A 23,088-nucleotide genomic window follows, 5' to 3' on the forward strand; every position below is an offset into this window, starting at 1 on the left:
CCACAGAAAGAAACCATGAGTCACCCTAATGACAACGGCGAGAACACCGAAAACGCCGAAAACACAGTCGTTACCGCTAACGGTGCAGTCCGAGGCTTTCGGCACGACGGAACAACCGCGTTCCTGAACATTCCCTACGCCGCAGCCCCGCTAGGCATCGCCCGGTTCCAAGCTCCGCAGCCGCACGCACCCTGGCTGGGTGTGCGGGACGCCACCAATCCGGGGCCGAATGCGCCCCAGTCCGAACGCAAACTCGGCGACGTGGACATGTCCGCCTATTTCGGACCTGGGTGGGTCCGCGGAGAGGACTACCTGACCGTAAATGTCTGGACGCCTGAAACAGAGGGCGAGCGGCTGCCGGTAATGGTCTTCGTCCATGGAGGCGGATTCGTGGCTGGGTCCACCCGCTCGGAACTCTATGACGGCACAGGATTTGCCCGTGACGGCATCGTCCTGGTGACCCTGAACTACCGCCTGGGCATCCCCGGTTTCCTCGATCTTCCCGGCGCGCCCGCAAACCGGGGTGTGCTCGATGTGATGGCCGCCCTACGCTGGGTGCAGGAGAATATCGCTAAGTTCGGTGGTGATCCCGCCAACGTCACGCTCTTCGGCCAGTCCGCGGGAGCCACGATAGTCAGCGCAGTATTGGCCGATTCTCAGGCCGAGGGCCTGTTCCGGAGGGCGATCGTCCAGAGCGGCAGCGGTTGGGGGGCCTTCACACCGGAGCAGGCCGCCCGGGTCACCCGCGCCGCAGCCGAGGCGTTGGGGATCGAGCCCAGCGTCGAGGCGTTCGCGAACATCCCGGATGAGGACCTCGTCGACATCATGCCCAAGCTGTCGGGCATCGACCTGCAGACCGAGACCGCTGGCGACCCGCTCATCGGCCTAAGCCCGTTCAGCGTCGTACTCGACCAGCAGCCGGCGGAGGCGGTCGCCGACGGACGCGGCGGCGCCGTCGACCTGCTCGTGGGGATCAACACGGAGGAAGGCAATCTTTATCTGGCTCCATTTGGGAACTTCTTCACTTCGACCGAGGCAGACGTCGACGCGGCCGCGGTGCGCTCCCACCGGGATCCAGTTCGATTGGTGGAGGCCTATCGCAAAGCCCGGCCGCAAGCTTCCTTCGGCGAGCTGCGCTCCGCCATCATGGGAGACGCTCTGTTTGGCGCCGGCAGCTGGCGTCTCGCCGACGCACATGCCGAACACGACGCCTCCGGCACATACAGCTATTTGTTCGCCTGGCGATCGAACAGCCTTGAGGGAGAGCTCGGCGCCACGCACGCCATGGAGCTGCCTTTCGTCTTTGACAACATCGGGCTGCCGCAGCTGCGAGGCCACAAAGCCCTCCTGGGTCCGGATGATCCGCCCGCTGAACTGGCCGCCCGCGTGCACGCCGCCTGGGTGGCATTCGCCAGGACAGGCGATCCGGGCTGGGAACGGTACGACACCGCCCGTCGGGCAACCCTCCGCATCGACGACGGCGTTTGGGCTGTAGAAGAGGACCCCCGCAGTGAGGAACGCAAGGCGTGGCGCTGAACCCCGGTCGCTCCGCTGAGCGGCCCGACCCGCAGCCTGGCAGGCATTCGATCCACCCACCCCTATTCAAGGAAGAAACTCTATGAGCAGGACAATCGTCAGCACAAAGCATGCGCCGGTTACCAGCGCGCCCCTTTCCCAAGGTGTACGTAAGGGACCCATCCTCCAGATATCGGGCCAGCTTCCGTTCGATCTCCAGACCGGTGCCGTCGTCGGTACAACCGTGGCAGAGCAGACGACGCAGGTCCGAAGCAACATCGCCGCAGTGCTCAAGGCAGGAGGGGCCAGCATGGAAGACGTCGTCATGCTGCGGGTCTACCTGACTGATCCGGCCGACCTGGCCGAGATGAACGCGGCGTATGCCGTGGCTGTGGGCGAGCCCTTTCCTGCTCGCACCACCGTCTACATGCAGCTACCCCCTGGGCTGCTTGTTGAGATCGATGCCTTGGCAGTACTGACCGACTGAAACAATGGGGCACCGCTGGCGGTAGCTGGCTATGATTACAGGTGCTAATGTTTCATCCCCTTGGAGGCTCGTGTGAATGAGCGCGTGACACAACACGGCGCGATCACGGGAGTCGAGTGCGGTCTCGGTCACCCGCTTGTCGGGCGAGCGATAGAGGCCGCGCGCCTCGGTGGCCTGGTGGAGTCCATGCTGTCCAGCAGCCAGGTCCTGGTACTTACCGGCGACCCGGGCGCGGGCAAGAGCATCCTCTTGGATGGCACCGCGGTGCGTGCACGCACGGCTGGCCACCAGGTGCTGACAGCGACCGGCAGCGAGACGGAGACCTATCTCGCTTTCGCCGGGCTGTACCAGCTTCTGCGGCCCGCCCTGGCCGTTGCCGAGAGTCTGCCGGTTCGCCAGCGCGCCGCTCTGCTCGGGGCGTTCGCTCTGGAGCCCGCTCCAGACATTCCAGACATGATGCTCCTTGGCGTAGCGGTCCTGACCTTGCTATCTGATCTGGCCGACCGAGGGCCTGTTCTGGTCGTGGTCGACGATGCGCAGTGGATCGACCGGGCGTCTCTGGACGTGTTAGCGTTCGTCGCCCGGCAGATGGCCGACGAACCGATCACCCTGTTGTTGGCTGTTCGGATTGGCGACTCGCTTCCGGGGTTCAGGGAGCACCGGATGCTCATGCTGGGGCCGCTCGATGAAGCGGCGGCCAATCAACTGCTCGAGGTGGCGCAGCCCCAGATCCTGGACGGTCGACTGCGCTTGGAGATCCTCGACCAGGCGGCAGGAAATCCGCTCGCCCTGATTGAGCTGGCAGGTGCGGCAATTCGCTGGCGGGAACTGTCTTCCAATACGGCAGCCGGTCCGCTGCCTCTCACCGAGCGGCTGGAGCGGATCTATGCCGCACGACTGGAGGAGCTGCCCGAGGATACTGAGCGTGCACTGGTGCTGTTGGCAGCTGCGGACGCGGCGGACTCAGCGACGGCCGTGTTCCTCGGACTGCCCGACCTGGGAGACAAGGCATGGCTGCCTGCACAGCATGCGGGGCTGGTAAGGCAGGTGGGCCGGCAGATCAGATTCCGGCACCCCCTCATCCGCTCGGCCGTGTACCATGCAGTGTCGTTCGATGCACGGCAAGATGCCCATCTGAGACTGGCCGAAGCACTGCGCGAGGAGCCTGACCGACGCGCCTGGCACCTGGCCGCGGCTACTGCCCACCCAGACGCGGGAGTGTCTGCCGCATTGGAGGAGACTGCGGGCCGGGCCAGACGGCGCGGCGGTTATGCGGCGGCGGCCAAGACTCTGGAACGGGCCGCCGAGCTCGCCCCGGAGCGTGAAGAGCGCGCGCGGTTGCTGGTAGCCGCCGCAGGCGCGGCCGTGTTCACGGGCCAGCTCGCATGGGTGGAGGAACTCACCGCCCAAGCCCGCGGCCTCACGGACGACTTCGCACTCCAGGCGGCCGCATCGCACCAGGCGGCCAAGCTGATTACGCTGACTATGCATCACAACGTGGCCTACGCTGCGCTCACGCGCACCGCATCGCAGCTCTCGACCACGGCACCTGAGTCGGCACTCGACATCCTAGGCGACGCCGCCGTGGCCCACTTCTACTCTGGCGAAGAATCGCAGAGGTACGAGATACAGCAAATCCTCTCGCTCATCGCCGAGAACCCGCCAGACGCATCCCTGCGGGCGTGGGTGCGGGCCCTTGCTGATCCGATCCACAGTGGTGCAGACATTGTCCCGGCACTGCCAGGGATGATCCGTCAGGAGAAGGACAGGCCCGACCGGCTGATGAACCTTGCCATCACGGCCTGGCTGCTGGATGAGACTCCCCTGGCGGTGAGGACCTTCGACATGGCCTTGGACCTGTGGCAGACCCGCGGGCCACTCCCAAATGGACTGGGCTGCGCCGCCGCCCTGGCCTACCTGGAACAGGGCCGGTGGGCGCGGGCCCGCACCGTGTGCGCAGAGGTAGCCTCTGTGGCCGCGGTAACCGGACTAGAGCACGCCGCGGCGTGCGCATCGGCCGTCGAAGCCATGGTATGCGCTTTTCAAGGGGATGCCTCCCAAGCGCGTACGCTGGCTGAAAATGCCCTTGCTCTGGTCGACCCGCTCGAGAGCCGGTCCGTCACTGTCTATGCCCGACGGGCACTTGGAGCAGTCGCGGCAGCAGAAGGCGACTATGGTGCCGCCTACGAGCAGCTGCGCATGGTTTTTCGCGCTGACGGCGCCCCTCTGCATTATCACGCATCCTACGCAGCTCTCGCGGAGCTGGCCGCCGCTGCCGCGCGCAGCGGCCACATCAACGAGGCCGCTGCGATCGTTGAGCGCTGTGGCCAGCAGCTTGGCAGCAGCGCTTCAGCGCGTCTGAAGGCGCTGTTGAACCGAAGTCGTGCGCTGCTCTCCGACCCGGAGCAGGCCGAATCCTGTTTCAACGCCGCCCTGTCGGACACCACGCTCGAGTTATGGCCTTTCGAACGGGCACAGACGCTCCTGGACCACGCTGAGTGGCTACGGCGCAGGCGCCGCATCGCCGAAGCACGGCCCGGGTTCACCTCGGCGCTAGAGACTTTTCGGCGACTCGGCGCCCGACCATGGATCGAACGCGCCCAGGCGGAACTGCGCGCGTCCGGCGTTGACGTCGTCGATGCCGCGCCGGACGCACTAGCCGAGCTCACGCCGCAGCAGTGGCAGATTATCCGGCTTGCAGCCCGAGGACTCAGCAACCGCGAGATCGGCGAGAGACTCTTTCTGTCACCCCGAACGGTCGGCTCGCACTTGTACCGCACATTCCCCAAACTCGGCATCACAGCCCGCGCACAGCTCCGCGATGTCCTCGAAAGCGCCCCCTCAGCCAACGGTGCAGTCATCTGACGCATACCGCCCCGCGCGCTAGGCAGACCAGAATTGTCAGAGGCCGATCGAAACCATGACCGGCTCGACGGCGGCAGGGTCGCCGTCGCCAATGAAAGGGGCGACGACCGTGCGGGAAAGATCGGCAGCGGCCTTGTGGGGCCGGTTCCTAGCTTCCGACCCCGGGTTACTGCGCCTGGTCTCTGCTCTCCGGGTAACTCTGGCAGTCCTCCTTACGCTGGGTATGCTGACTGCTCTGGCGCAGCCTGTCCAGGTGGTAGTGACTGGTGGATTCAGCGCCATGGTCGCCTCGCTCGCCACCAGCGACGTCAGCGCCCGTGACCAGATGCTCACCCTGCTGGGCGGTCTGATCACCTCTTTCGGCGGCCTCACAGCTGGAACGCTGCTGGCACCTAGTCCCGCCGCGGCGGCTGTGGTCTTTCCACTGCTGATCTTTGTGGCCGCCTATGCTCGCAAATTCGGCCCGCGCGGACTGGGACTGGGAATCTTCGGCGTCATGATGCTCTTTCTGGCGCAGGTCACCAAGGCAGCGCCCGGACAGTTACCGGAACTGGCAGGGGCTCTCGGCATGGCCATCACGGCTGACGCCCTGGCGCGCTTCGCGCTCGTTCCGACCAGGGTTCAAAGCATTCTGCGACGCCTGCAGCAGGCGTTCGACAGCCGTCTGCGCTCTGTGCTGGAAGCGACGATCGAGCTCCTGGAAACGCGGCGCGACGATACACGGAGAGTTCGGGCATTGGAACGCACCATCAACCGCCTGCACGTGTGCGCGCTGCTGATTGAAGACGTCATGGACCGATGCCACGTGGATAAAGCCACCGCTGACACGCAGTTGAGGATCGCACGTACCGAAAGCGCTGCGCGCCGGCTTGCCGTTCTTGCAATGCGCTTGACGCGTATGCCCCAGCTGCCCAGCGATGGGCAAGCCCACACCCGCGAGCATCTGGTTCGCGAGATACGGGCCCTGTATGACTGCTTGGTGAACTCCGATGAAGCCTCATACGGAGGAGTACGCGAACGGCTGCTGGACTATTCGGCGCATCCGCCGGCATTCGCCCCTCCGGAACTGCAACACAGCTATCAGGGAGTAGGCGAGCTGGCTCTGATGGTGTTCGGCCATCACTCGGCACCAGATGCTGCCGCAGCGGGGGCTACCGGCAAGCCGCGGCGAGCCCGCGCAGAGGGTCGAACCACCCGTCAATCGTTCCAGCTCGCGGCGGCTACTGCACTCGCCGGAGCCGGTGGAACCTTGCTCTCACCGGATTTATGGTACTGGTCCGTCGCCACAGTTTGGGTGGTCTTCATCAGGGTGGAGAGCACCGGGGAGATCCTGCTTCAAGGCGCCAGGCGATTGGCTGGCACAATCCTGGGCGTGGTGTTCGGCTTCTGGCTCGCGGTCCTGTCCAGCGGTAGCTCTTCCAGCGGGCTGTGCCTGCTCCTGCTGTGCCTCTTCGGGATGTTCTACACGCCTCCGGCCGCCTACTGGGCTGTGACCTTCTTCATCACCGGCGCGCTTAGCGTGCTCATTTCGCTCCTCCATACCTTCACGATTAGTTTGCTCGTGCTGCGCATCGAGGAGACAGCGCTCGGCGTCGCCTGCGGGGTAATCGCTGCGGTCCTTATCCTGCCTATCAGTGCTCAACGAGTGAGCAACGACCGCTTGGTCGAGCTTATGCGCGCACTCCGCCGCGTCACCCGTCACGCCATTGGCAGCCTCGACGACAGGCACCTTGCCCGGGGGCTGTCCCAGGATCTGCGGGAACTCGATCAAACGCTGGAGGCCTTCCGCAGGTCCTGCCTGCCGATTGCCCACCCGGCCAATCCGCAACGCCGACGGCGGGCCCGTGCCCGCGCCCTGATCGGACTCTTGGATGCTTGTGGGTACCACGCCCGAAGCCTCGCGGCCTTGGTCGAGCGGGTTTCGGACGTCCCACAGGTTGCCCGACTGGGGAGCGCAGAGCGGAGCATCTCAAGCACTGTCGAATGTTTAACCAGACAACTCGATGAATTTGGAAGTTCGAAGCCGAACCGCGTTGGAAGTGCCTCCACGATCACCCTGTCACTGCTCGCCGACGAGTCGGGCCTGCCCAGGAAGCGCATATCTCCTAGCCAACGGCTGCTGCTGCATGCTGAACGTCTGGACGCTGCCCTGCAGACCATTGGCACCACCCTGATGCCAATGACCCCGGCGACGCCGCTGTGTCCAGCTGACGGGCAGGGGTTATAGGACAAAACGTGTGTATGGGACGAGCTTGCTTTCCAGTGATCGCGCGGAAAATCCGGAGTAGCTAAGCTTTTGAAGCTTAGGGTAGCTGGGGTGCTTGCACATCTCTGGAATGCTTGATTTGTGGCAGCGGGATGGTTCGGAACGGGAAAACCGGTGCCGGTAAGCACCGTTACCGGTGCCTGGAGTGCGGGGTGGGCCGCCCTGGTGAGTCCTGATGTAAGCCGCCGGGCTGAATTGGATGCGTTTCTGGGCTGGCAGTGGTGCAATACCGAGAAAGAGGCCGCATGACCTGCCCTGCTCGCCCGGCTCCCCTCCCCGACCATCGTGGTCACCGGTGGCGGCTCCGGGATCATGGCGGCCCTGTCCGAGTGCTGGAGTGAGACCGCGGTTCAGCGGTGCCTCGTGCACGCCCAAGGAAATCAACACTGGTGGACCGGGACGCGCAACCCGAACTTGGTCCAATGCGGCTGAATGCTGGAGGTTAGGTAAAGCGCACGCCTGGAGATGTAGCAACAGGAAACATATGGAGCCGGGGCCCGTCCGACAGCAGCATGAGAGAACCCGGAGCCCAAGGTACAGAAATTAGGCACCTCCTGCTCCCGCATTTCCCACCTCGCGGGCCGGCACGGGCAGGACCCGTCAAGGCGGAGCCGTCTTCGAGTCGCTTTCGTTATGCTATCTGGATTCGTTCATCGCCTAGCTCAACCTCGACACGCAGCCGGCCGCCCAAGGCCTCGACGTACTTTCGCAAAGTGTCGACCTGGGCGCGATCAATGTCACCGTGCTCGATGCGGGACACCCTGTTCTGGCTGACGTGCAGGCGGTCGGCCAGCTCGACCTGTGTCAGGTCAGAGGCCTCGCGGAGCTCCCGAAGCCGGTAGGCCCGTACCTCATCGAGCATGCGCTTCTTGTGGGCATTCACAGCTGCCCGGTCAACAGGACGCTTTGCCAGTAGTTCCTCCATGGACTTCGCCATTATGCGCCTCCTTTCAGAATCCTCATATGATAATCGAACAGGTCATCAGCAACCGGAATGTTCGTCTTGTACCACTTGCTCCAGTTGCCCGCTTTGTCCCCAGCGACAAGCAGGATCGCCCGCCGCTCTGGATCAAAGGCAAACAGGATTCGCAGTTCCGAACGCCCGCTGGATCCCGGCCGCAGCTCCTTCATGTTCTTGTGCCGTGAACGAACCTCTGTGTCGACCAACGGTCGACCAAGTTGAGGTCCGCGCTCAGCGAGAAGCTCCAATGCGGCAACTATCTGCTCATACGAGTCTTGGTCAAGATCTAACAGCCACGTCTCAACGAGTCCCACGTCAACATTCCACATCGAATCCATGGTACAACTCAGGCGTTCTACAACTCAAGAGCTATATCGTGTGGAGCGTCACTTGCTGGACGTGCACTCAGAGGCGCGGTTCCAGTAAGTGATCCGCCAGTGGCTGTCCATCCCGATCACCGACTGGCCGATCTCATCCAGCAGCTGCGCCTGAGTCAGCAGATCCTCATGCTGTTCCTCCGCCATGGAGTCTCCGGGTTCTCCTTTGAAAACGGCCGCCATCGCACCATCGGTTAGTTGCTGGGTATAAGGTCACGTCGCCTTAAGCGGGAGATCCCCCTGCCGCGGCCATGCCGGCATTCCCTGTTCGAGGCAGTTCACACCGGCCGCCGGAGGCGGAACCGGCGAGGTTTTCCGGATTCAGACGCAGGAGTAGTCATAGTCGAAGCCACGAGAGACATACTGGGTAAGGGTGACTTTGCCTCCTCCGGTCAGCGGCGCAGCGGCGCACATACGTTTGGCCGACGTCAGCGAACTCGCGCCGGCAAGCCAGCTTCTGGCCGTGTAAAGCGAGCTTGACGACGGAACTGTGCCCACTATTTGCGACCACTGGCTGGTGGTGGAGTAGATTCCGGTCGTTGCACCGATGTCTGCGAAATAGGCCACCATTCCTTCCAGATCCGCACGGTTGGAAGCCTTGTCGGCGGACCAGCTGTTGCCCGTTTCGACGTCGAGCCACCACATGTATGAGCCCGGAGTGCTCACGCCTCGGATGTTTGCATCGTCATATGCCTTGGCATACCCGTACATATACGAGCAGGCCGCCCCAAAAGATCCACTCGTGCACTGCCCGTAGGGGTTGCTCACAGTAGTTCCGCCGTAACTGTTGCTCGTGGGCCACCAGGAGCCGGCCGATCCCGGATTAGCAGTATTTACGTAGAGCGCGACCTTGGGTTGCGCGGTACCGCCAGTCGATGAACCAGCCCAGGACAACTCGGCCGCGAAGCAGGGATTGGTCGTGTTGGCGGTGCCATTGTTGACGCCAACGATTCCGAAGGCCTGGCCTTTAGGCAGCGCCTTGCCGCACTGCGGCCATGAGACGTCATTGCCTGTTCCAGGTGATATCGCGGCCTCCGCAGGGACGCCGACGAGCATCAACAGCATGGCTGCAAAGGCGGCCATCGGATAACGAAACCGGATTAGCATCGGCGTGGTGCGGGTGATGTTCACAGTCGGCCCCATTTCGGCTCTATGCAATCAGGTACCAAGCATGAGACTCCCGCCAGCACACGTCAAGGTAAGGCGGGTTGACTCGCTAGCGTGACGGAAGGAACCTTATTGGCAAACTCGTCGATCTCGACATGCTCAGCCGATGATGTCTTGAGCCGCAACGCTCCGGAGGCCATTAATATGGATCGGTTTGCTCACGGCATGTCCGCCGCGCCCCAAAAGGGCACCGGTGGAGATGATCTGCCCGTCCTTAATGACGGTACGCGTCCGGCTTTCGTCCCAGAGGACCGAGGGGTCGTGGAAGGGATTCCCGTCCAGCACCACCAAGTCCGCGCAGGACCCCTCGGTGATGCGTCCAAGGTCACTACGCCGAAGCAAGGCCGCGTTGGTTGATGTTGCCGACCGCAGTGCGCCGTAGACGCCAAGAACTTCACACTGCAGGCGGAGTCCGGCCAGTTGTTCATCCTCCAGCTCACCCATGAGGTCTGTTCCAAACCCAATCCGGACCCCGGCATCTCGGGCCAGTGCCACGGCGTTCCTCCCGGCCTCCAGCACTTCCCGGTTCTTTTCCGCTCCCACTTTGGTGAGGCCGACTTCCTCTCCACGCCGGTCCATGGCCTCGTAGGTCACCAAGGTGGGGACCAGATAGACGTCGTTGTCGGCCATCAACCGGGCGGTTTCCTCATCCAGCAGGTTACCGTGTTCGATGCAGCGAACCCCGTTAAGTACTGAATGGCGGATGGCCTCGGGCGAGTAGGCGTGAGCCGTGGCGTAGCTGCCCCGGCGGGAAGCCTCCTCCGTGACAGTGCGGATTTCCTCCGCACTGTACTGCGGAATCCGAATCGGATCGACCGGGGAAACGACCCCTCCTGAAGTCATGAGCTTTATGGCGGACGCACCTGTGCGGAATCGATGACGCACGGCCTGCAGCAGGTCATCGACGCCATCTACCACTTCGCACATGTGCCCGCCATGGAAACATCCCCCGTCGTTCGCGGCCCGGATATCGCCGTGGCCGCCTGTTTGGCTTAGCGCCGGGCCCGTGAAGAAGTAGCGTGGCCCGGGGTACAGACCCTCCTCGATGGCGTTGGCAAGGCCAATATCCCCACCGGCAACGTCACGAACCGCAGTGAAGCCGCGGAGCAGTGCAGCCGCGAGGCGCCTTGCGCCGGCAAGTGCGGAATAGCTCAGTGGACCCGTCTCGTTCCTGGCGGACGTCAGGCTAAGGGCGTAGGCATGAAAATGCGCATCGATAAGTCCTGGAATCACGGTTCGGCCGCCAGCGTCAAGGACGACATCGGTCTCATCCACCTCCCGCCCTATGGCTGTAATCCGGCCGTCCCGGATGCTGATAGAGCCCTCAAACAGGTCAGGTGATTCGCCGTCGAAGATCAGGGCGTTCCGTACTGCCAGAATTCCGGAAGTGGTCACGTGTTGTTCCCTTCGTATTGCCTTCGCGGGCGGGCCCCCAATGGTGCCCGCCCGCGAAGGAGCTAGTTGGCGGTGGTAAGGGCTTCTTCGAGCAGATGGACAGACCGCCTTGCGACCTCCAAGGCTGCGTCCACCGAACTCTGGTCATAAGTGCCGTCAGGGCCGAGGAAATTCATCGATCCGATAGTCTGGCCGTTGCTCACGACCGGAACGTTGACAATAGCGCCGCAACCCAGTGACTCGATGGTTGCCGAATCAAAGAAGAACGTGCGGACCGCTTCCTTGTCCGCCCCCAGGAACGGCTGCTGTCCATTGATCACCTGCTCCAGCCACAGCCGGTTCGTGTCCCCCGCAAGGGTCTTCCTCCCGCCCACCGGATAGACATCCGGATGTGTGGTGTAGACGCGGGCCATACTGGCGCCATTATCGGCAATGACGGAGGCGGTAAAGAGCGTGACGCCGACTGCTTCCCGGGCGTGGGCGTACACGTCGTCAAAGGATTCAAACTGAGAACTCATAAAGTCCCTTCTTTCTCTTGATGGGAACCCATCCACTGGCGTTGCTTAGTAGCCGTAGTGCGTCTTGGCGAAGTCCTCGGTGATGAAGCCGTTGACGATGTCATGGGTGATGTCTTCGCGGGAGCGCTTGGAGACGTCTCCGAAGCCGCCGCCCCCTCCCACGGCGAGGCGGACGACGTCGCCGGCTTTGATCTTGTGGGCGTTCGCCTTTAGCGTGCGGATCTCATCAGCGCGGCCGGGGTTGATCACAACTTCCGGGCCCTGGGCGTCTGATCCGCCGAAGAGCCCCCAGGCGGGGGTCTTTGACCGTTCGAACCAGAGTCCGACCACGCAGTCGGCCAGGAATTCGTATTCGCGTACCACGCCGTTGCCGCCGCGGTACTGTCCGGGGCCCCCGGAGTTGGGGCGGATGGAGTACTCGTTGATCCGGAACGGGTAGCGCGTTTCCAGCATCTCGATGGGAAGGTCCTTGAGGGAGCCGTTGACGTTGTTGATCATGGCTGATTCTCCATCCGTGCCCTGCCAGGCACCCCAGCCGCCCAGGGTTGCCTCCATAGTGACGAAGTTCCGGCCGAAGCGGGCGTCGAAACCGGCAGCGGTGATGATCATTGAGTCGCCGTGGCTGGCGCTGGCGACGCGGTCCGGCATGGCAGGGGCCATTGCCTTTGAGACGAGGTCGATCAGCAACCCAAGGTGGGAGAAGTACCACTGGCACGGAGCTGGCGTTACGGCGCCGAGCACTGAGCCGGACCGAACCTGGGTGGTCATTGGCCGGAAGGAACCGCCGTTGGAGTTGGACTCCGGGCTGACGAGGAGTTTGTAGCCCACGCGCAGTGCCGAGACGGCCTGGGCGGCACCACAGTTAACCGGACCCGTGGTCTGGTCCGCCGATCCGGTGACGTCGAAGTCAACGGTGTCGCCGGCTACAGTGATCCGCAGCTTGATCGGAATGGGAGTGTCCAGATTGATGCCGTCGTTGTCCAGGAAACCCTCGGCTTCGTAGACCCCGTCCGGGATATTGCGGACTGTCGCACGCTCAATTTCCTCCGTTTGGCGGAAGATCTCGTCCCGGGCGGCATCCAGCTGCTCCATTCCGTACCTGCCCACGAGCTCCTTCATCCGGGTGGTCCCCATTCGAAGGGCTGCGATCATCGCGTGCATGTCACCAATGGTCTGGTAGGGGAAACGCACGTTGGTCCGGATCAGGTCCACAACCGAAGTCTCGATTCCGGCTTCGACCAGCTTCACAGGCCCCATCCTGAAGCCTTCCTGGAAGATATCCGTCGAGTCCATCGAGCCGCCGACATCCTTGGATCCCATGTCCATCCAGTGAGCACGCGTGGCCGCGAATCCGACCACTGCGCCTTCGTCGAAAATAGGAGCAAAAAGGGTCACATCGTTCAGGTGGGTGCCGCCCAGGTATGAGTCGTTGAGGATCCAGATGTCTCCCTCCTGCCAGACCGCGCGGCCATACATCTCCTCCACAGCGATCGAACAGGTTTCGAGGTTGCCGAGGAACAGCGGCAGGCCGGCGGACTGTCCGAGCACGCGGTGTTCGGTGTCCAGGAGGGCCACGACGCAGTCCCCGCCCTCATAGAGGATGGGTGAGTAGGCGGAACGGATCAGTGTGGCGTTCATGTCATCGGCTGCGCTGGTGAGAGCGTTGCGGATGATTTCCACGGTGACGGGATCCAGGGTTTTGACTGCTTCAAGTGTCATTTTTTGGTACCTCAGTTTCCTTCGACATCTTCAGAGCGGATGATTAGTGAGCCGAACTCGTCGACCTTGACGTTGAACCCGGGGGGAACCACGGTGGTGGCGGTCTGCTCCACGATGATGGCGGGCCCTTCGAATGTGTGGCCGGCGCCGAGGTCGTCCCGGCGGACCACGACGGTGTTGTGCTCGACGTGGTCAAAGACCACACGGCGGATTTCGTGCTTGAACTCCGGTCCCTGTGCAGTGACGTGACTGGGAGCTTCCAATCGGCCAAGGTCACCGACGGCCTGCGTCCGCAGCGTGACGATTTCGATCGGGGCGCCGAGGTTGGAGTGGCCGTAGCGCTCGTGATACATCGCGGAAAAGCGAACAGCGAGGTTTGCGACGAAGTCTGGAGACTCGGGTTCGTCAGCGGACGTCAGCGGAACGTTGAGGGAGAACTCCTGCGATTGATAGCGGACGTCCACGGACGCCGTCGTGGCGCGGCTTTCCTCGGGAACCCCTTCCGAGACCAGTGACGACAGGCCCTCGACCTCCATTGAGCGCAGGATGCCGGCCATGTCCGCCACATCGATGTCTTCGTCGAGGTAGAAGTAGGGCTCGGAAAAGTCCTTACGGATGTTGGTTTGCAGCATGCCCCATGCCGAGAAAGCGCCCGGGAAGCGCGGAACGATCGTTTCCGGGATGCCAAGTTCTTTAGCGAGGAAGACGGCGTGCATGGGTCCGGCTCCACCGAAGGCCACGAGGGAGAAGTCGCGGGGTTCGATGCCCCGGGAGATGGTAATGGTCCGGATGGCCTGTGCCATCTGCGAGTTGGCGACGTCGCAGATGCCTTCGGCCATGGCGATGGGGTCCAGGCCGAGCTGGTCACCTACTGTTTTCAGGGCTTTTATCGCGGCTTCACGGTCCAAGGCGACTTGTCCCCCGGCGAACCAGTCGGGGTCGACACGGCCGAGCACGAGGTTGGCGTCGGTAACCGTAGGTTCCGTCCCGCCGCGGCCGTAGCAGGCCGGTCCGGGGTTTGCTCCTGCAGAACGCGGTCCGACACGCAGGCCGCCGGCTTCGAGCCAAGCGACGGAACCGCCACCAGCGCCGACGGTGTGGATGTTGACAACGCTCATGAGCATGGGCAGACCTTCAAGGTGGGCCTCCGTGGAGACATCCGGTTTGCCGTCAACCACCAAGGAAACGTCAAAGGATGTGCCGCCCATGTCCACGCCGATGAGATTGCGGTTTCCCGAGACACCCGCCAGTTCGACATCGCCCATGGCACCGCCGACCGGGCCCGAAAGCAGTGTCTGCAGAGGACGCTTACGGGCGGACTCGGCCGTGAGCACACCGCCCGAGGACTGCATGATGTGCAGCGGGGCTTCCACTCCCCGGTCAGCGAGTTTTTCTTCCAAGTCCAGGAGGTAGTTGCGTACCACCGGTCCCGTGTAGGCCTCGACGACGGCGGAAGACGTGCGCTCGTATTCGCGCCATTCCTTGGCTGCTTCGTGCGAAAGGGAGACTGTGAAGTCTTCCCCGAGTTCCTCGATCAGAATTTCGCGGGCCCTGAGTTCGTGTGAGGGGTTCTTGTAGCTGAACAGGAATGCAACGGCGACGGCGCCGTAGCCCTCCTCCACTGCCCGGCGTGCGGCCTGGCGGACTGCCAGTTCGTCCAAGGGCACGAGTTCCTGGCCTTGACTGTCCAGCCTGCCACCGACGCCGATGACGTCCTTGCGCTCGACCAGCGGGGCAGGCTTGCGGTACTGGGCATTGTAGAGCTCAAGACGGGGGCCACGGGCAATGTGATAGGTATCTTCGATGCCGGCCGTGGCCAGCAGCAGCACGGGAACGCCACGACGTTCCAGGAAGGCATTCAGGCCCTGGGTAGTGCCGTGCACCAGGAAATCGATGTCCGATAGATCATCAACTATGGATTCGAGGCCTGAGATTACTCCGGCACTCAAGTTCCCCGGCGTGGTGGACGCTTTCGTAGCCGCGTAGGTTCCGGCGTCCTGGTCGTACGCCACAATGTCCGTAAAGGTTCCGCCGATATCCATCGACACCCTGTAGTTCGGCATGTGTTTCTCCTCATGGTTCTGGAATGGAACGGTGTGTGAGAGATCACGCTACATATGCAGCCCACCAGTCAGGTGGGCATACTGCATGATTTGGCTATGGCTGAACGGGCAGAGTGCATAAAGGCGCTTGGCAGGTACGCCCTGCTCAGATCCGCAACAAGCCTCTTCCACCTCGACTGAGCGGTGCCCGTTGAGAAGGGCAGTGCTTTACGCCCAAACGGGCGAATCAAAAAAGTGCAAAGTGAACACTGCCTGAGCGCCCCTCGTTTGTACTGTGATTGCAATCACTCGGCCGGAGGCTAGGACGGCCTGCTCCGAGTGGAGGCTTGGATGAGCTGCTCCGAGGTGACTTCCTTGATATCCGGACTGTTCTCCGTGCACAGAATCACTGCGTGTACTTCTTATCCCGTCCAAAATATCGGAGGTCAAGACATGTCCAGTATCGACCCACTCATTTCAGGGCAAGCGCCCGGGACGGCGAGCCCACCTCGCTCCATGGCCGTAGGGCACGCGTTCCGCGACATGCCTTTCGGGTCCATCCACTTGAAGATCTGCGCGGTCCTCTTCTTCGCCTTCGCAATCGAAGCCTGGGAAATGCTCATGCTCACCTATGTTGCTGGTGATCTGGCTACCAGCCTGCAGGTCGGCATGACGGAGGTAGGAATCGCCATCTCGGCACTCTTCCTGGGTATGATCCCAGGGTCGCTGATTTGGGGGCCCATCTCTGACCGGATCGGGCGGAAAGCCACGTGCGCCTGGAGCTTCGCCGGTTATGGTGTCTTCACACTGCTGAGTTGCTTCGCACCAAACTTTGAGACCCTCTCGGTGGCTCGCTTCCTCTCCGGGCTGTTGTTCTCCGGCGTCTTCACCGTGACTTTCCCCTATTTTGAAGAACTGCTCCCGGTTAAGGTCCGCGGAAGGGCGACGGTCTATCTTGCTGCAGGGTGGCCGATTGGTATCCTGGCCGCCCTCGGCACCGCTGCTCTGATCGGAGGGCACGGCTGGCGCTGGGTCATTGCCGTTAGCGCACTTGCGAGCCTGTGGGGCATCGTTCTGTACAAGGTGGTTCCAGAATCCCCGTACTGGCTCGCGAGGCGGGGGCGGAACGAAGACGCGCATGATGTCCTTGACCGTCTGGGGGCAGCCAGCATCTCCCGCGGCACCATTTTCACCGTGGCGGAGGACGAGAAGCAGTCCATTTGGGGCCTCTTCAAAAAGCGAATGGGCCGGATCACGATCATTCAGGTCCTCATCAACTTCACCTTCTCCTGGGGCTACTGGGGACTTCAATCGTGGATGCCAACATTGCTTGAAGGGCGAGGACTGAGTGCCTCATCAAGCTTTTCCTTCATCGCCCTAAGCGCCGTCCTCATGATCCCCGGATACATGACGGCGTCCTACCTGACCGGACGCTTTGGCCGTAAATGGATATTCACGATCTACGTCCTCGCGGCGGCTGCCGGGGGTTTCTTCTTCGGAACAGCCTCGACCGAGACCGAGATGTATATCGGCATGTTCTCTCTGGCGTTCTTCGCCCTGGGAGCCTGGGGTGTCTGGGACACGTGGATGGGCGAGCTTTATCCCTCCGCGCTTCGTGGCTCCGGTTACGGGTTCGGGATTTTCGGTCAGCGCGTCGCAAATACGGTCGCACCAAGTCTTGTTGGTTTCCTCCTGGCATCCGCCACCGGAGCTACCTCGACAATTCTGTTTATCAACATGTTCTTGTTTGCCACAGTCGTCCTTGGCCTGTTCTTGCCCGAAACCGAAGGAAGTGAATTGGAATGATCACCCCCACCGACAATCTCGACGCTCTCTCGCAGAACGTCCGAATCCTATGGATCAACCCGCTCTACACCGACGTGTACAACCGGGCGATGGCGGAATCCTTCCGCCAGATAGTCCGTCCCGGCACCGAGGTTGACGTCGTCTCCCTTGAGGGAGAGGGCCCCTCCCATGTGGAATACAACGCTTTCGAAGCACTCATGCTTCCACAGCTGTTGCGCACGGTGCGGTGGGCGGAAGAAGAAGGCTATGACGCCGCCGTCATCGGTTGTTTTTACGACCCGGCGCTGCGGGCGGCCCGTGAAATCACCGATCGCATGGTGGTGGTGGGCCCGGCGCACTCGGCCCTGAGCATCGCCGGCAGTCTGGGAGAGCGATTTTCCATCCTCGTCGGCCGGAAAAAGTGGATTCCCGAGATGGCCGAGAACGTCCATCGTTGCGGCGCATCAGAGCGTCTTGCTTCATGGGGCGTGCTTGAGATGGGCGTCGATGACTTCCAAGCGGACCCGGTACTCACGGAGAAGCGGATCATGACCGAAGCCCGCAAGGCTGTGGAGCAGGACGGCGCAGACGTCGTTATCCTCGGCTGCACGGCCGAATTCGGATTCTTCCGAACGGTTCAGGAGGAAATTGGCGTACCCGTGATCGACGCGACTGTGGCCCCGCTCAAACATGCCGAGCAGCTCGTCGACTCGGTCCGTCGGTTCGGTTGGACGCACAGCAAGCGCCTGGGCTACGACGGGCCCACGGCCCAGGAACGCCAGCGGTTCTTCCCGGCTCTCGAACCAAAGCACATAGTGTCAATGACGACGGTGTCCGCGTAAATACATTGCCGGCCCGTCACGCCGACTGCCGGCGCGTCGTCGAGCCCCACCAATAGGGCATCTTTGACCGGGGGTAGCCGGGTACCCTTGCTTGCCTTGACATCCCGTGATCGAGGCAGGCGAGGGAATCCTCGGCTGCGAGGTGTCGACTTCATCCCTGAGTTGATTAGCTCCGGAATCAAAACTGGAAACTCAGCCGAGGCCTTCCTGGTTTTCGAGGGAGTCTTCCGAAGTCGTTTTGTCTGGCATGGATCGCCGCAGCACTTTGGCGATGAGGTGGACGGACAGCAGCTCAGAGGGGATATCGAGCGGGACACCGAGTTCCCTTGCCCGGTTAAGCCGGGCCTGGAGGGTGTTCCGGTGAAGGTTGAGGGACTTCGCTGCCAGGCTGACAGAGCCGCGGTGATCGAGGAAGGACGCCAGCGCGGTAATGATCACGTCGCGGTCAGGGGAGGTCATCAGTCGCGGCAGTGTTATTTCGGCCACGAGCGCGACGGCGTCCATGTCGACGAACGTCGTGGCCGCAACCACCCCGAGGCTGGCGAAGCCCAGAACCGTGCCAGGCCCCGTTGACCGGGCGGATTCAGCAGCCAGCCGCGCCTCACGCACGATCGACGCCAGTGCCGGGGCTTCCTCCTGCCTTCGGGACAGTCCCGCCACCATGCCAAGCTCGGCAAGAGCTGGCCCCAGACGTGTCCTGATTCGGGTTTCGAGCTGGGTCGAGGGGTCTTGATCCCCGGCCGGTACGAGAGTCAGCCAACCACCTTGAACCTCGGCCAAGGGGCTGCGTACTGCGATCTTGCGCCAGAGCAGGCGCAACACGGCCGTCAGCTCGGGCCGATGGTCTTGGAGCTGCCCGCTGCGGAACCACACTGCAACATACGGCTCCCCTTCGCGCCAGCCCAACTGGTTCAGCAGCTGTCGGTGTTTTTCCTCGAACTCCGCGCCTGACGCTCGGGGGTCCTGATCCAACCCGGCGATCGCCGCTGTGGGAACCGCCCGGGCAGTGCTGAAAAGGTCCTCCATCAGCCAGGCAGACTTCACCGCGGGGGTGGCCACCTCAAGGATAGAGCGCACCAGCCGCAAGTTATGGACGCCGGAAGCCGGCACGCGGGCCATGATGGTGAAACGGACGGCGCTTTTGGCCTCATCGACTTCCACGGTGATGACTTCGTCAGTCTCCCGTGGAGGCATTCCGGCGGAGGCCAGAACCACGCCGTCGTACTCCAGTGAAACTCCAACCCCGTCCAGCTCCCTGGAAATGGTCTTGAGGACATCACCGAGCGTGGTGTCCTTTGCGACTGCCCGGGCCACCCTGGCCAGTTCCGCATCGACCACTGACAGGGCCGCTCCTATCTCGGCCGCCAATGCCAGTGCCAGCGTTGCAGGGTCCCCGTCGGTGGCCAACAGGGTGATGCCCAACCGTTCCGCCAGTCCGACCGCCGCGCTTGCATAGGCGCTGCCGGCCACGACGACGGCGCTGGCCTTCCGCTCCCAGGCCTGTCGGAGCGCTGCGGAGACCAGCCAGCCCCCTGATCCCATCTCTGAGGAGAGGACGACCAGAGTATTGGGCCGCACCTGCCGGATTGCCTCAAGCTGGGAGACGAGAACAACACTTTCTATCAACCCGCTCGATGGCGTGAGATATAGCGGCGCGGTGCCACGTAGGGAGCCATGCGCCAACAGGCCGGCGACATCGAGCCGCGTTTCATTTTTCGATCTACGCATGTCGCCGCCTTGGGTGCACCATCGGAATGCCGAAGGCCTTTGGCTCGGTGAGATCAAGCCCCGCCTCCGTGTACCACTGCGGCGCTGCCGTGATCTTCAGGATGTCCATGACGTCGCCCACCTGGACGTCGTCGATGTTGACCACCGTGCCCTGCTCGGAATTGAGCAGCGTCACCATGTCGGGGACGGCTGCTGTTACCGCACCGTCTACGAGGACCAGCAGGATCTCATTCTGGATTTCAAGACGGACGATGCGTCCGGTCCCTTCGTCTTCCAGCGTTAGGCTGGACGGCTGCGCCGGCAGGCCGAGATCTGTGGGCCGGGAGAGGCTTTCGATATGGCTCACGCGGGCACGGGCGATGCGGGTGCTCCCTAGGAGGTCGGCGAGCAACAACAGCTTTCTCTCAACGGGAGTGCTCGCGTCGAGGATTTGCCCGATCCGGATCATTCGGCTGATGGAGCCATGGACGCCATGCTCCATCAACTGGTGCGCGGAACACGGATACATGGCGGTGGCTGCCCAGCCGCCGAGTTCGGTCACCAGTGCACGCACCAGCGTTTCGGCCCGCTGGGCGCTTTCGACCTCAACCAGCGCCCGTTCCCCGGTAACCCCCATGAGCGCGACAGGGCCGATCGCCACGTTTCCAATGTTCAGCGTCGTTTGGCTGATCAAGGGGAAAACCCGGCCCATGGGGTCGGAATCGATGACGGGCAGCGAAGACTGCAGCCCAACCATGAGTGGGACGATTCCGTTGATGTTTGCGGCAGCGAGCGAATAGATCGCCCGCACCGACCGGCCGAGACTGGCCTCGATGGCACGGATGCAGCCGAGGAACTCATCGCCCACGGGAGGCATGTCGGCGATGAAAAGGCCCTGCGTTACCATTCCGACCGCCACCACCAGATCGTCGGGGGCAAGTTCGTCGACCGTGATGAGTTCCAATGACCGGTCCTCCATCGCCCGTTGGATCATTTCTGCGTAGATGTAGATCGCCGTCGGATCGATGGTGCAGGTCAGGAAGTGGGCCCCGGTGCGCAAGTTCCGGACGTCCTCGGTAGTGAGTACGGTACTCATTGGGTGACTCCCCGCGCGGCTGTAGGCAGCACGTGTTCTTCGTTGGCGGACGTTTCTCCCGCCGCTTGGACCCGGATTCGAACGATTCCGGGGTTGCCGTAGGGCATGGCATAGACGTTCGATTCGATGATGTGGGTTTGGCCGGGGCTGGCGCCTAACTGGACCGCCGCTGAGTGGGCGTCGTCTTCGGCGAGGTTCTGTACGCGTTTCAGGTCAACCCGGCCGCTGACGGTCTCGAGCCTGTCGATCCAAGCTGTCAGCGGCGCCGCGGCAGATCCTACCAGCGCGGCGTCCTGGGCCGCCGGCAGAGTGGGCACCAGCCCGAATGGCAGAGCGGTGTCCTGGCGCTCGCGGAGGTCGGCAATCACGGAGGGAATGTCTGCGCGAACCGGATGGTGGGCGGTGTACGGCTCAAGAATGGCGGCGTTGCTGGCGAGGCTTGCGTCAAATCCTTGGCGAATGAGGCTTCTCGCGACGGGCAGCCCTCCGTGGATGTGACCCACGGTAGCCCCAGCCTCCATGCAGAGAATGACTTCCCCTTCGCGGATCCCCGCTAACGTGGCCGCTCCAAGGATTCCCATCGCGGGCTCGGCGCGCAGCCCGTGCACAGGCGCCAAGGCCAGCCGTGACAGAGGTGCGCGGCCGCCGTCGTTCTTTGCAAACGACAGGAGGGTGTCCGGGAAGTGGCGCCGGCCTGCCTCCTCAAGCATGACAGCCAGCTCTTCCCCCGTCTGCATCAGGGCACTATTAAGGATGGCAGTGTAGTCGCGGTCCCGGAAAACGCTGGAATAGAAGTCACTGGAAATACTGATCCGCATGTCTCTGTCATTGCTGAGGATGGCGTCGGCTATGCGCGTTTCGTGGTCCCTTGACGCCGTCGAACCGACGGAAGTGATCGCCACGTTCCGTACGTCCCCGGAGAGGATGCCGGGGAGATCGGCCAGGAACGCCTCCATATCCAACCGGGCAAGAGGCCTTCCCCGCAAGTCGTGACCACCACGGACATGAACCGTCCGGGTCACTGCAGGCTCAACAAGAGGTGGCAGCACTGTCATGTGGAAGGCGTCCGCAGGGGGACGGGGCGAGATGCGGATGGCGACGACGTCGTCCAGTTTCCGCTCCGCCAAGACCCGCCCGGCGTTGGCAGTGATCTCCGAGATGCCTGACTTGAACTCCCGACGGAGCCCTGACAGGGACAATTCCAATGCTTCCTGCAAGCTGCCCGCGTGTACCTCCCGAGCGGCGGAAACTACAGTCCGCCCGTCCAGCACAACGCTCCGGCAGCTGGTTCCCTGTAGTCGCAGTCCCACTCTCATTGTTCAGTTCCTGCCTGGCCTCCACCAACGGTGAGTATCTGGCGTGTGGTGAATATTTTCGACGTGTATACGGTCCACCACTAGTCGTCCTCTAAGTCTCCCCCAAGTTCACCGAAGAGAGCATCGTCGCATGCTCCCTCAGCCTATCGAGACGTTGAGCAACTGGTGTGCTGCCTCTAACTCCGCTTCCGTGAGTTCCGAGAGTTTCCGGAGTCTGTATAAACACTAGATATCTAGCAAATTGAGTTGACAATGAACTTGGTTGGATTGAAGTCGGCGCAGGACGTCCATCCCGTCTCGCGATCACGGGGAGCGGGTTCCAGCGACTTCTATCAGATTTGAACTTCCCGCAGCCTGAGCTAGCGCGGCTCGCGCTAGTAAGCTAGACTTCTAGCGAATAGTTTCAGTCCCTTTGGTTTTCTTGGAGAAAATGTGATTGCTGCAGCCGTGGTGGAATGCGCCACCGTCGAGGAGTGCTTCCGTTATGAGCGCTAACGCCCCAAAGATGCAGCGCATCGGGTCCTCCGAATATGAATCGCTCGCCCATGCCGCTGCCGTTGAACTGTACCCGGACGTCGATTCTCCCGCCATGGCGCTGTGCTTCAATCTCATCCGGGCCGCAAACCGTATGACCACAGACATGGAAGTCTCGGTGCACCGTCCCATGGGCATCAGTTTCGCCGGCTACCGCCTGCTGTTCACCATTAGGTCCGTAGGCCAAGTCAACCCAAACGAGTTGGCCCGGCTGTCCAGCGTTTCAACGGCTTCGATGTCGAGCTTGCTCAACACATTGGAGAAGTCCGGGCTCGTGACCCGAGCGCCGGATCCGAAAGACAAGCGCAAGACGCTAGTGCAGCTTTCAGATGACGGCGAGCAAATGGTGGCCGATCTCTGCCAGATCACCAACCAGCGCGAGCATGCCTGGGCCGCGGGACTCACCGAAACGGAAGCCTCGATCCTTGCCGAACTGCTGCGCAAGCTGTTGCTGCACCATCCGACTCCCCGAACCAACTAGACCGCCAGGAGAAAC

The 23,088-nt window shown here is 62.5% G+C and carries 19 protein-coding genes; 8 read left to right on the forward strand and 11 right to left on the reverse strand.

Annotation, left to right across the window (positions count from 1 at the left end):
* The first annotated feature begins 15 nt into the window (after positions 1-15).
* The 5 genes from AC1DD5_RS10535 to AC1DD5_RS10555 all read left to right on the forward strand — a co-directional run bounded on the left by AC1DD5_RS10535 (position 16) and on the right by AC1DD5_RS10555 (position 7,309).
* Positions 16-1,536 (forward strand): carboxylesterase/lipase family protein, encoded by a 1,521-nt coding sequence (locus AC1DD5_RS10535; protein ID WP_477521414.1) that lies wholly within the window; start codon positions 16-18, stop codon positions 1,534-1,536.
* Between the two features lie 82 nt (positions 1,537-1,618).
* Entirely contained in the window at positions 1,619-2,002 is a 384-nt protein-coding gene (locus AC1DD5_RS10540) for a RidA family protein (protein WP_477521415.1), read from the forward strand.
* An 84-nt stretch (positions 2,003-2,086) separates the two neighbouring features.
* On the forward strand, positions 2,087-4,867 hold the full coding sequence (locus AC1DD5_RS10545; RefSeq protein WP_477521416.1) for a helix-turn-helix transcriptional regulator: 2,781 nt from the start codon (positions 2,087-2,089) through the stop codon (positions 4,865-4,867).
* A 109-nt stretch (positions 4,868-4,976) separates the two neighbouring features.
* Positions 4,977-7,094, forward strand: coding sequence for an FUSC family protein (locus tag AC1DD5_RS10550; RefSeq protein ID WP_477521417.1), 2,118 nt, complete (start codon positions 4,977-4,979; stop codon positions 7,092-7,094).
* Between the two features lie 113 nt (positions 7,095-7,207).
* Complete coding sequence (locus AC1DD5_RS10555; protein WP_477521418.1) at positions 7,208-7,309, forward strand: IS1/IS1595 family N-terminal zinc-binding domain-containing protein; 102 nt, start codon at positions 7,208-7,210, stop codon at positions 7,307-7,309.
* A gap of 455 nt (positions 7,310-7,764) precedes the next feature.
* Here the strand turns inward: AC1DD5_RS10555 and AC1DD5_RS10560 are convergent, their stop codons facing one another.
* The 8 genes from AC1DD5_RS10560 to AC1DD5_RS10595 all read right to left on the reverse strand — a co-directional run bounded on the left by AC1DD5_RS10560 (position 7,765) and on the right by AC1DD5_RS10595 (position 15,333).
* The gene (locus AC1DD5_RS10560; protein WP_442005023.1) at positions 7,765-8,070 is read right to left on the reverse strand and encodes a helix-turn-helix domain-containing protein; all 306 of its coding nucleotides are present in this window, start codon (positions 8,068-8,070) and stop codon (positions 7,765-7,767) included.
* Positions 8,070-8,423, reverse strand: coding sequence for a type II toxin-antitoxin system RelE/ParE family toxin (locus AC1DD5_RS10565; RefSeq protein WP_442005022.1), 354 nt, complete (start codon positions 8,421-8,423; stop codon positions 8,070-8,072). Before AC1DD5_RS10565 ends, AC1DD5_RS10560 begins: the two co-directional genes overlap by 1 nt.
* Before the next feature lie 57 nt (positions 8,424-8,480).
* A complete protein-coding gene (locus AC1DD5_RS10570) occupies positions 8,481-8,618 on the reverse strand; it encodes a hypothetical protein (RefSeq protein ID WP_477521419.1) in 138 nt (45 codons plus the stop codon).
* Positions 8,619-8,792: 174 nt separating this feature from the next.
* Complete coding sequence (locus AC1DD5_RS10575) at positions 8,793-9,578, reverse strand: glycoside hydrolase family 25 domain-containing protein (protein WP_477521444.1); 786 nt, start codon at positions 9,576-9,578, stop codon at positions 8,793-8,795.
* Between the two features lie 159 nt (positions 9,579-9,737).
* Entirely contained in the window at positions 9,738-11,033 is a 1,296-nt protein-coding gene (locus tag AC1DD5_RS10580) for a metal-dependent hydrolase family protein (RefSeq protein WP_477521420.1), read from the reverse strand.
* A gap of 62 nt (positions 11,034-11,095) precedes the next feature.
* The gene (locus tag AC1DD5_RS10585) at positions 11,096-11,551 is read right to left on the reverse strand and encodes a GAF domain-containing protein (RefSeq protein ID WP_442005019.1); all 456 of its coding nucleotides are present in this window, start codon (positions 11,549-11,551) and stop codon (positions 11,096-11,098) included.
* A 45-nt stretch (positions 11,552-11,596) separates the two neighbouring features.
* Complete coding sequence (locus tag AC1DD5_RS10590) at positions 11,597-13,270, reverse strand: hydantoinase B/oxoprolinase family protein (protein ID WP_442015869.1); 1,674 nt, start codon at positions 13,268-13,270, stop codon at positions 11,597-11,599.
* A gap of 11 nt (positions 13,271-13,281) precedes the next feature.
* A complete protein-coding gene (locus AC1DD5_RS10595) occupies positions 13,282-15,333 on the reverse strand; it encodes a hydantoinase/oxoprolinase family protein (protein ID WP_442015870.1) in 2,052 nt (683 codons plus the stop codon).
* Between the two features lie 432 nt (positions 15,334-15,765).
* Between AC1DD5_RS10595 and AC1DD5_RS10600 the strand changes: the two genes are divergently transcribed.
* A complete protein-coding gene (locus tag AC1DD5_RS10600; protein WP_477517734.1) occupies positions 15,766-17,118 on the forward strand; it encodes an MFS transporter in 1,353 nt (450 codons plus the stop codon).
* On the forward strand, positions 17,115-17,939 hold the full coding sequence (locus tag AC1DD5_RS10605) for an aspartate/glutamate racemase family protein (RefSeq protein ID WP_442015872.1): 825 nt from the start codon (positions 17,115-17,117) through the stop codon (positions 17,937-17,939). The genes AC1DD5_RS10600 and AC1DD5_RS10605 overlap by 4 nt, the downstream gene beginning before the upstream one ends.
* 192 nt (positions 17,940-18,131) lie before the next feature.
* Here AC1DD5_RS10605 and AC1DD5_RS10610 read toward each other — a convergent pair whose 3' ends face one another.
* Genes AC1DD5_RS10610 through AC1DD5_RS10620 form a run of 3 tightly spaced genes read right to left on the reverse strand, consistent with a single transcriptional unit; the run spans position 18,132 to position 22,058 of the window.
* Entirely contained in the window at positions 18,132-19,667 is a 1,536-nt protein-coding gene (locus AC1DD5_RS10610) for a PucR family transcriptional regulator (RefSeq protein WP_477521421.1), read from the reverse strand.
* Positions 19,660-20,742: a DUF917 domain-containing protein gene (locus tag AC1DD5_RS10615; RefSeq protein WP_477521422.1), complete on the reverse strand. Its 1,083-nt coding sequence runs from the start codon at positions 20,740-20,742 to the stop codon at positions 19,660-19,662. The genes AC1DD5_RS10610 and AC1DD5_RS10615 overlap by 8 nt, the downstream gene beginning before the upstream one ends.
* On the reverse strand, positions 20,739-22,058 hold the full coding sequence (locus AC1DD5_RS10620) for a hydantoinase/oxoprolinase N-terminal domain-containing protein (RefSeq protein ID WP_477521423.1): 1,320 nt from the start codon (positions 22,056-22,058) through the stop codon (positions 20,739-20,741). The genes AC1DD5_RS10615 and AC1DD5_RS10620 overlap by 4 nt, the downstream gene beginning before the upstream one ends.
* Before the next feature lie 484 nt (positions 22,059-22,542).
* Between AC1DD5_RS10620 and AC1DD5_RS10625 the strand changes: the two genes are divergently transcribed.
* The gene (locus AC1DD5_RS10625) at positions 22,543-23,073 is read left to right on the forward strand and encodes a MarR family winged helix-turn-helix transcriptional regulator (RefSeq protein ID WP_477521424.1); all 531 of its coding nucleotides are present in this window, start codon (positions 22,543-22,545) and stop codon (positions 23,071-23,073) included.
* The last annotated feature ends 15 nt before the right edge of the window (positions 23,074-23,088 follow it).

Source organism: Paenarthrobacter sp. 10L420, from assembly GCF_056395385.1.

Coding starts and splice junctions, on each gene's coding strand:
- AC1DD5_RS10535 (WP_477521414.1), top strand. CDS start 16: ATGAGTCACCCTAATGACAACGGCGAGAACACCGAAAACGCCGAAAAC.
- AC1DD5_RS10540 (WP_477521415.1), top strand. CDS start 1,619: ATGAGCAGGACAATCGTCAGCACAAAGCATGCGCCGGTTACCAGCGCG.
- AC1DD5_RS10560 (WP_442005023.1), bottom strand. CDS start 8,070: ATGGCGAAGTCCATGGAGGAACTACTGGCAAAGCGTCCTGTTGACCGG.
- AC1DD5_RS10565 (WP_442005022.1), bottom strand. CDS start 8,423: ATGTGGAATGTTGACGTGGGACTCGTTGAGACGTGGCTGTTAGATCTT.
- AC1DD5_RS10570 (WP_477521419.1), bottom strand. CDS start 8,618: ATGGCGGAGGAACAGCATGAGGATCTGCTGACTCAGGCGCAGCTGCTG.
- AC1DD5_RS10575 (WP_477521444.1), bottom strand. CDS start 9,578: ATGCTAATCCGGTTTCGTTATCCGATGGCCGCCTTTGCAGCCATGCTG.
- AC1DD5_RS10585 (WP_442005019.1), bottom strand. CDS start 11,551: ATGAGTTCTCAGTTTGAATCCTTTGACGACGTGTACGCCCACGCCCGG.
- AC1DD5_RS10590 (WP_442015869.1), bottom strand. CDS start 13,270: ATGACACTTGAAGCAGTCAAAACCCTGGATCCCGTCACCGTGGAAATC.
- AC1DD5_RS10595 (WP_442015870.1), bottom strand. CDS start 15,333: ATGCCGAACTACAGGGTGTCGATGGATATCGGCGGAACCTTTACGGAC.
- AC1DD5_RS10600 (WP_477517734.1), top strand. CDS start 15,766: ATGTCCAGTATCGACCCACTCATTTCAGGGCAAGCGCCCGGGACGGCG.
- AC1DD5_RS10605 (WP_442015872.1), top strand. CDS start 17,115: ATGATCACCCCCACCGACAATCTCGACGCTCTCTCGCAGAACGTCCGA.
- AC1DD5_RS10610 (WP_477521421.1), bottom strand. CDS start 19,667: ATGCGTAGATCGAAAAATGAAACGCGGCTCGATGTCGCCGGCCTGTTG.
- AC1DD5_RS10615 (WP_477521422.1), bottom strand. CDS start 20,742: ATGAGTACCGTACTCACTACCGAGGACGTCCGGAACTTGCGCACCGGG.
- AC1DD5_RS10620 (WP_477521423.1), bottom strand. CDS start 22,058: ATGAGAGTGGGACTGCGACTACAGGGAACCAGCTGCCGGAGCGTTGTG.
- AC1DD5_RS10625 (WP_477521424.1), top strand. CDS start 22,543: ATGAGCGCTAACGCCCCAAAGATGCAGCGCATCGGGTCCTCCGAATAT.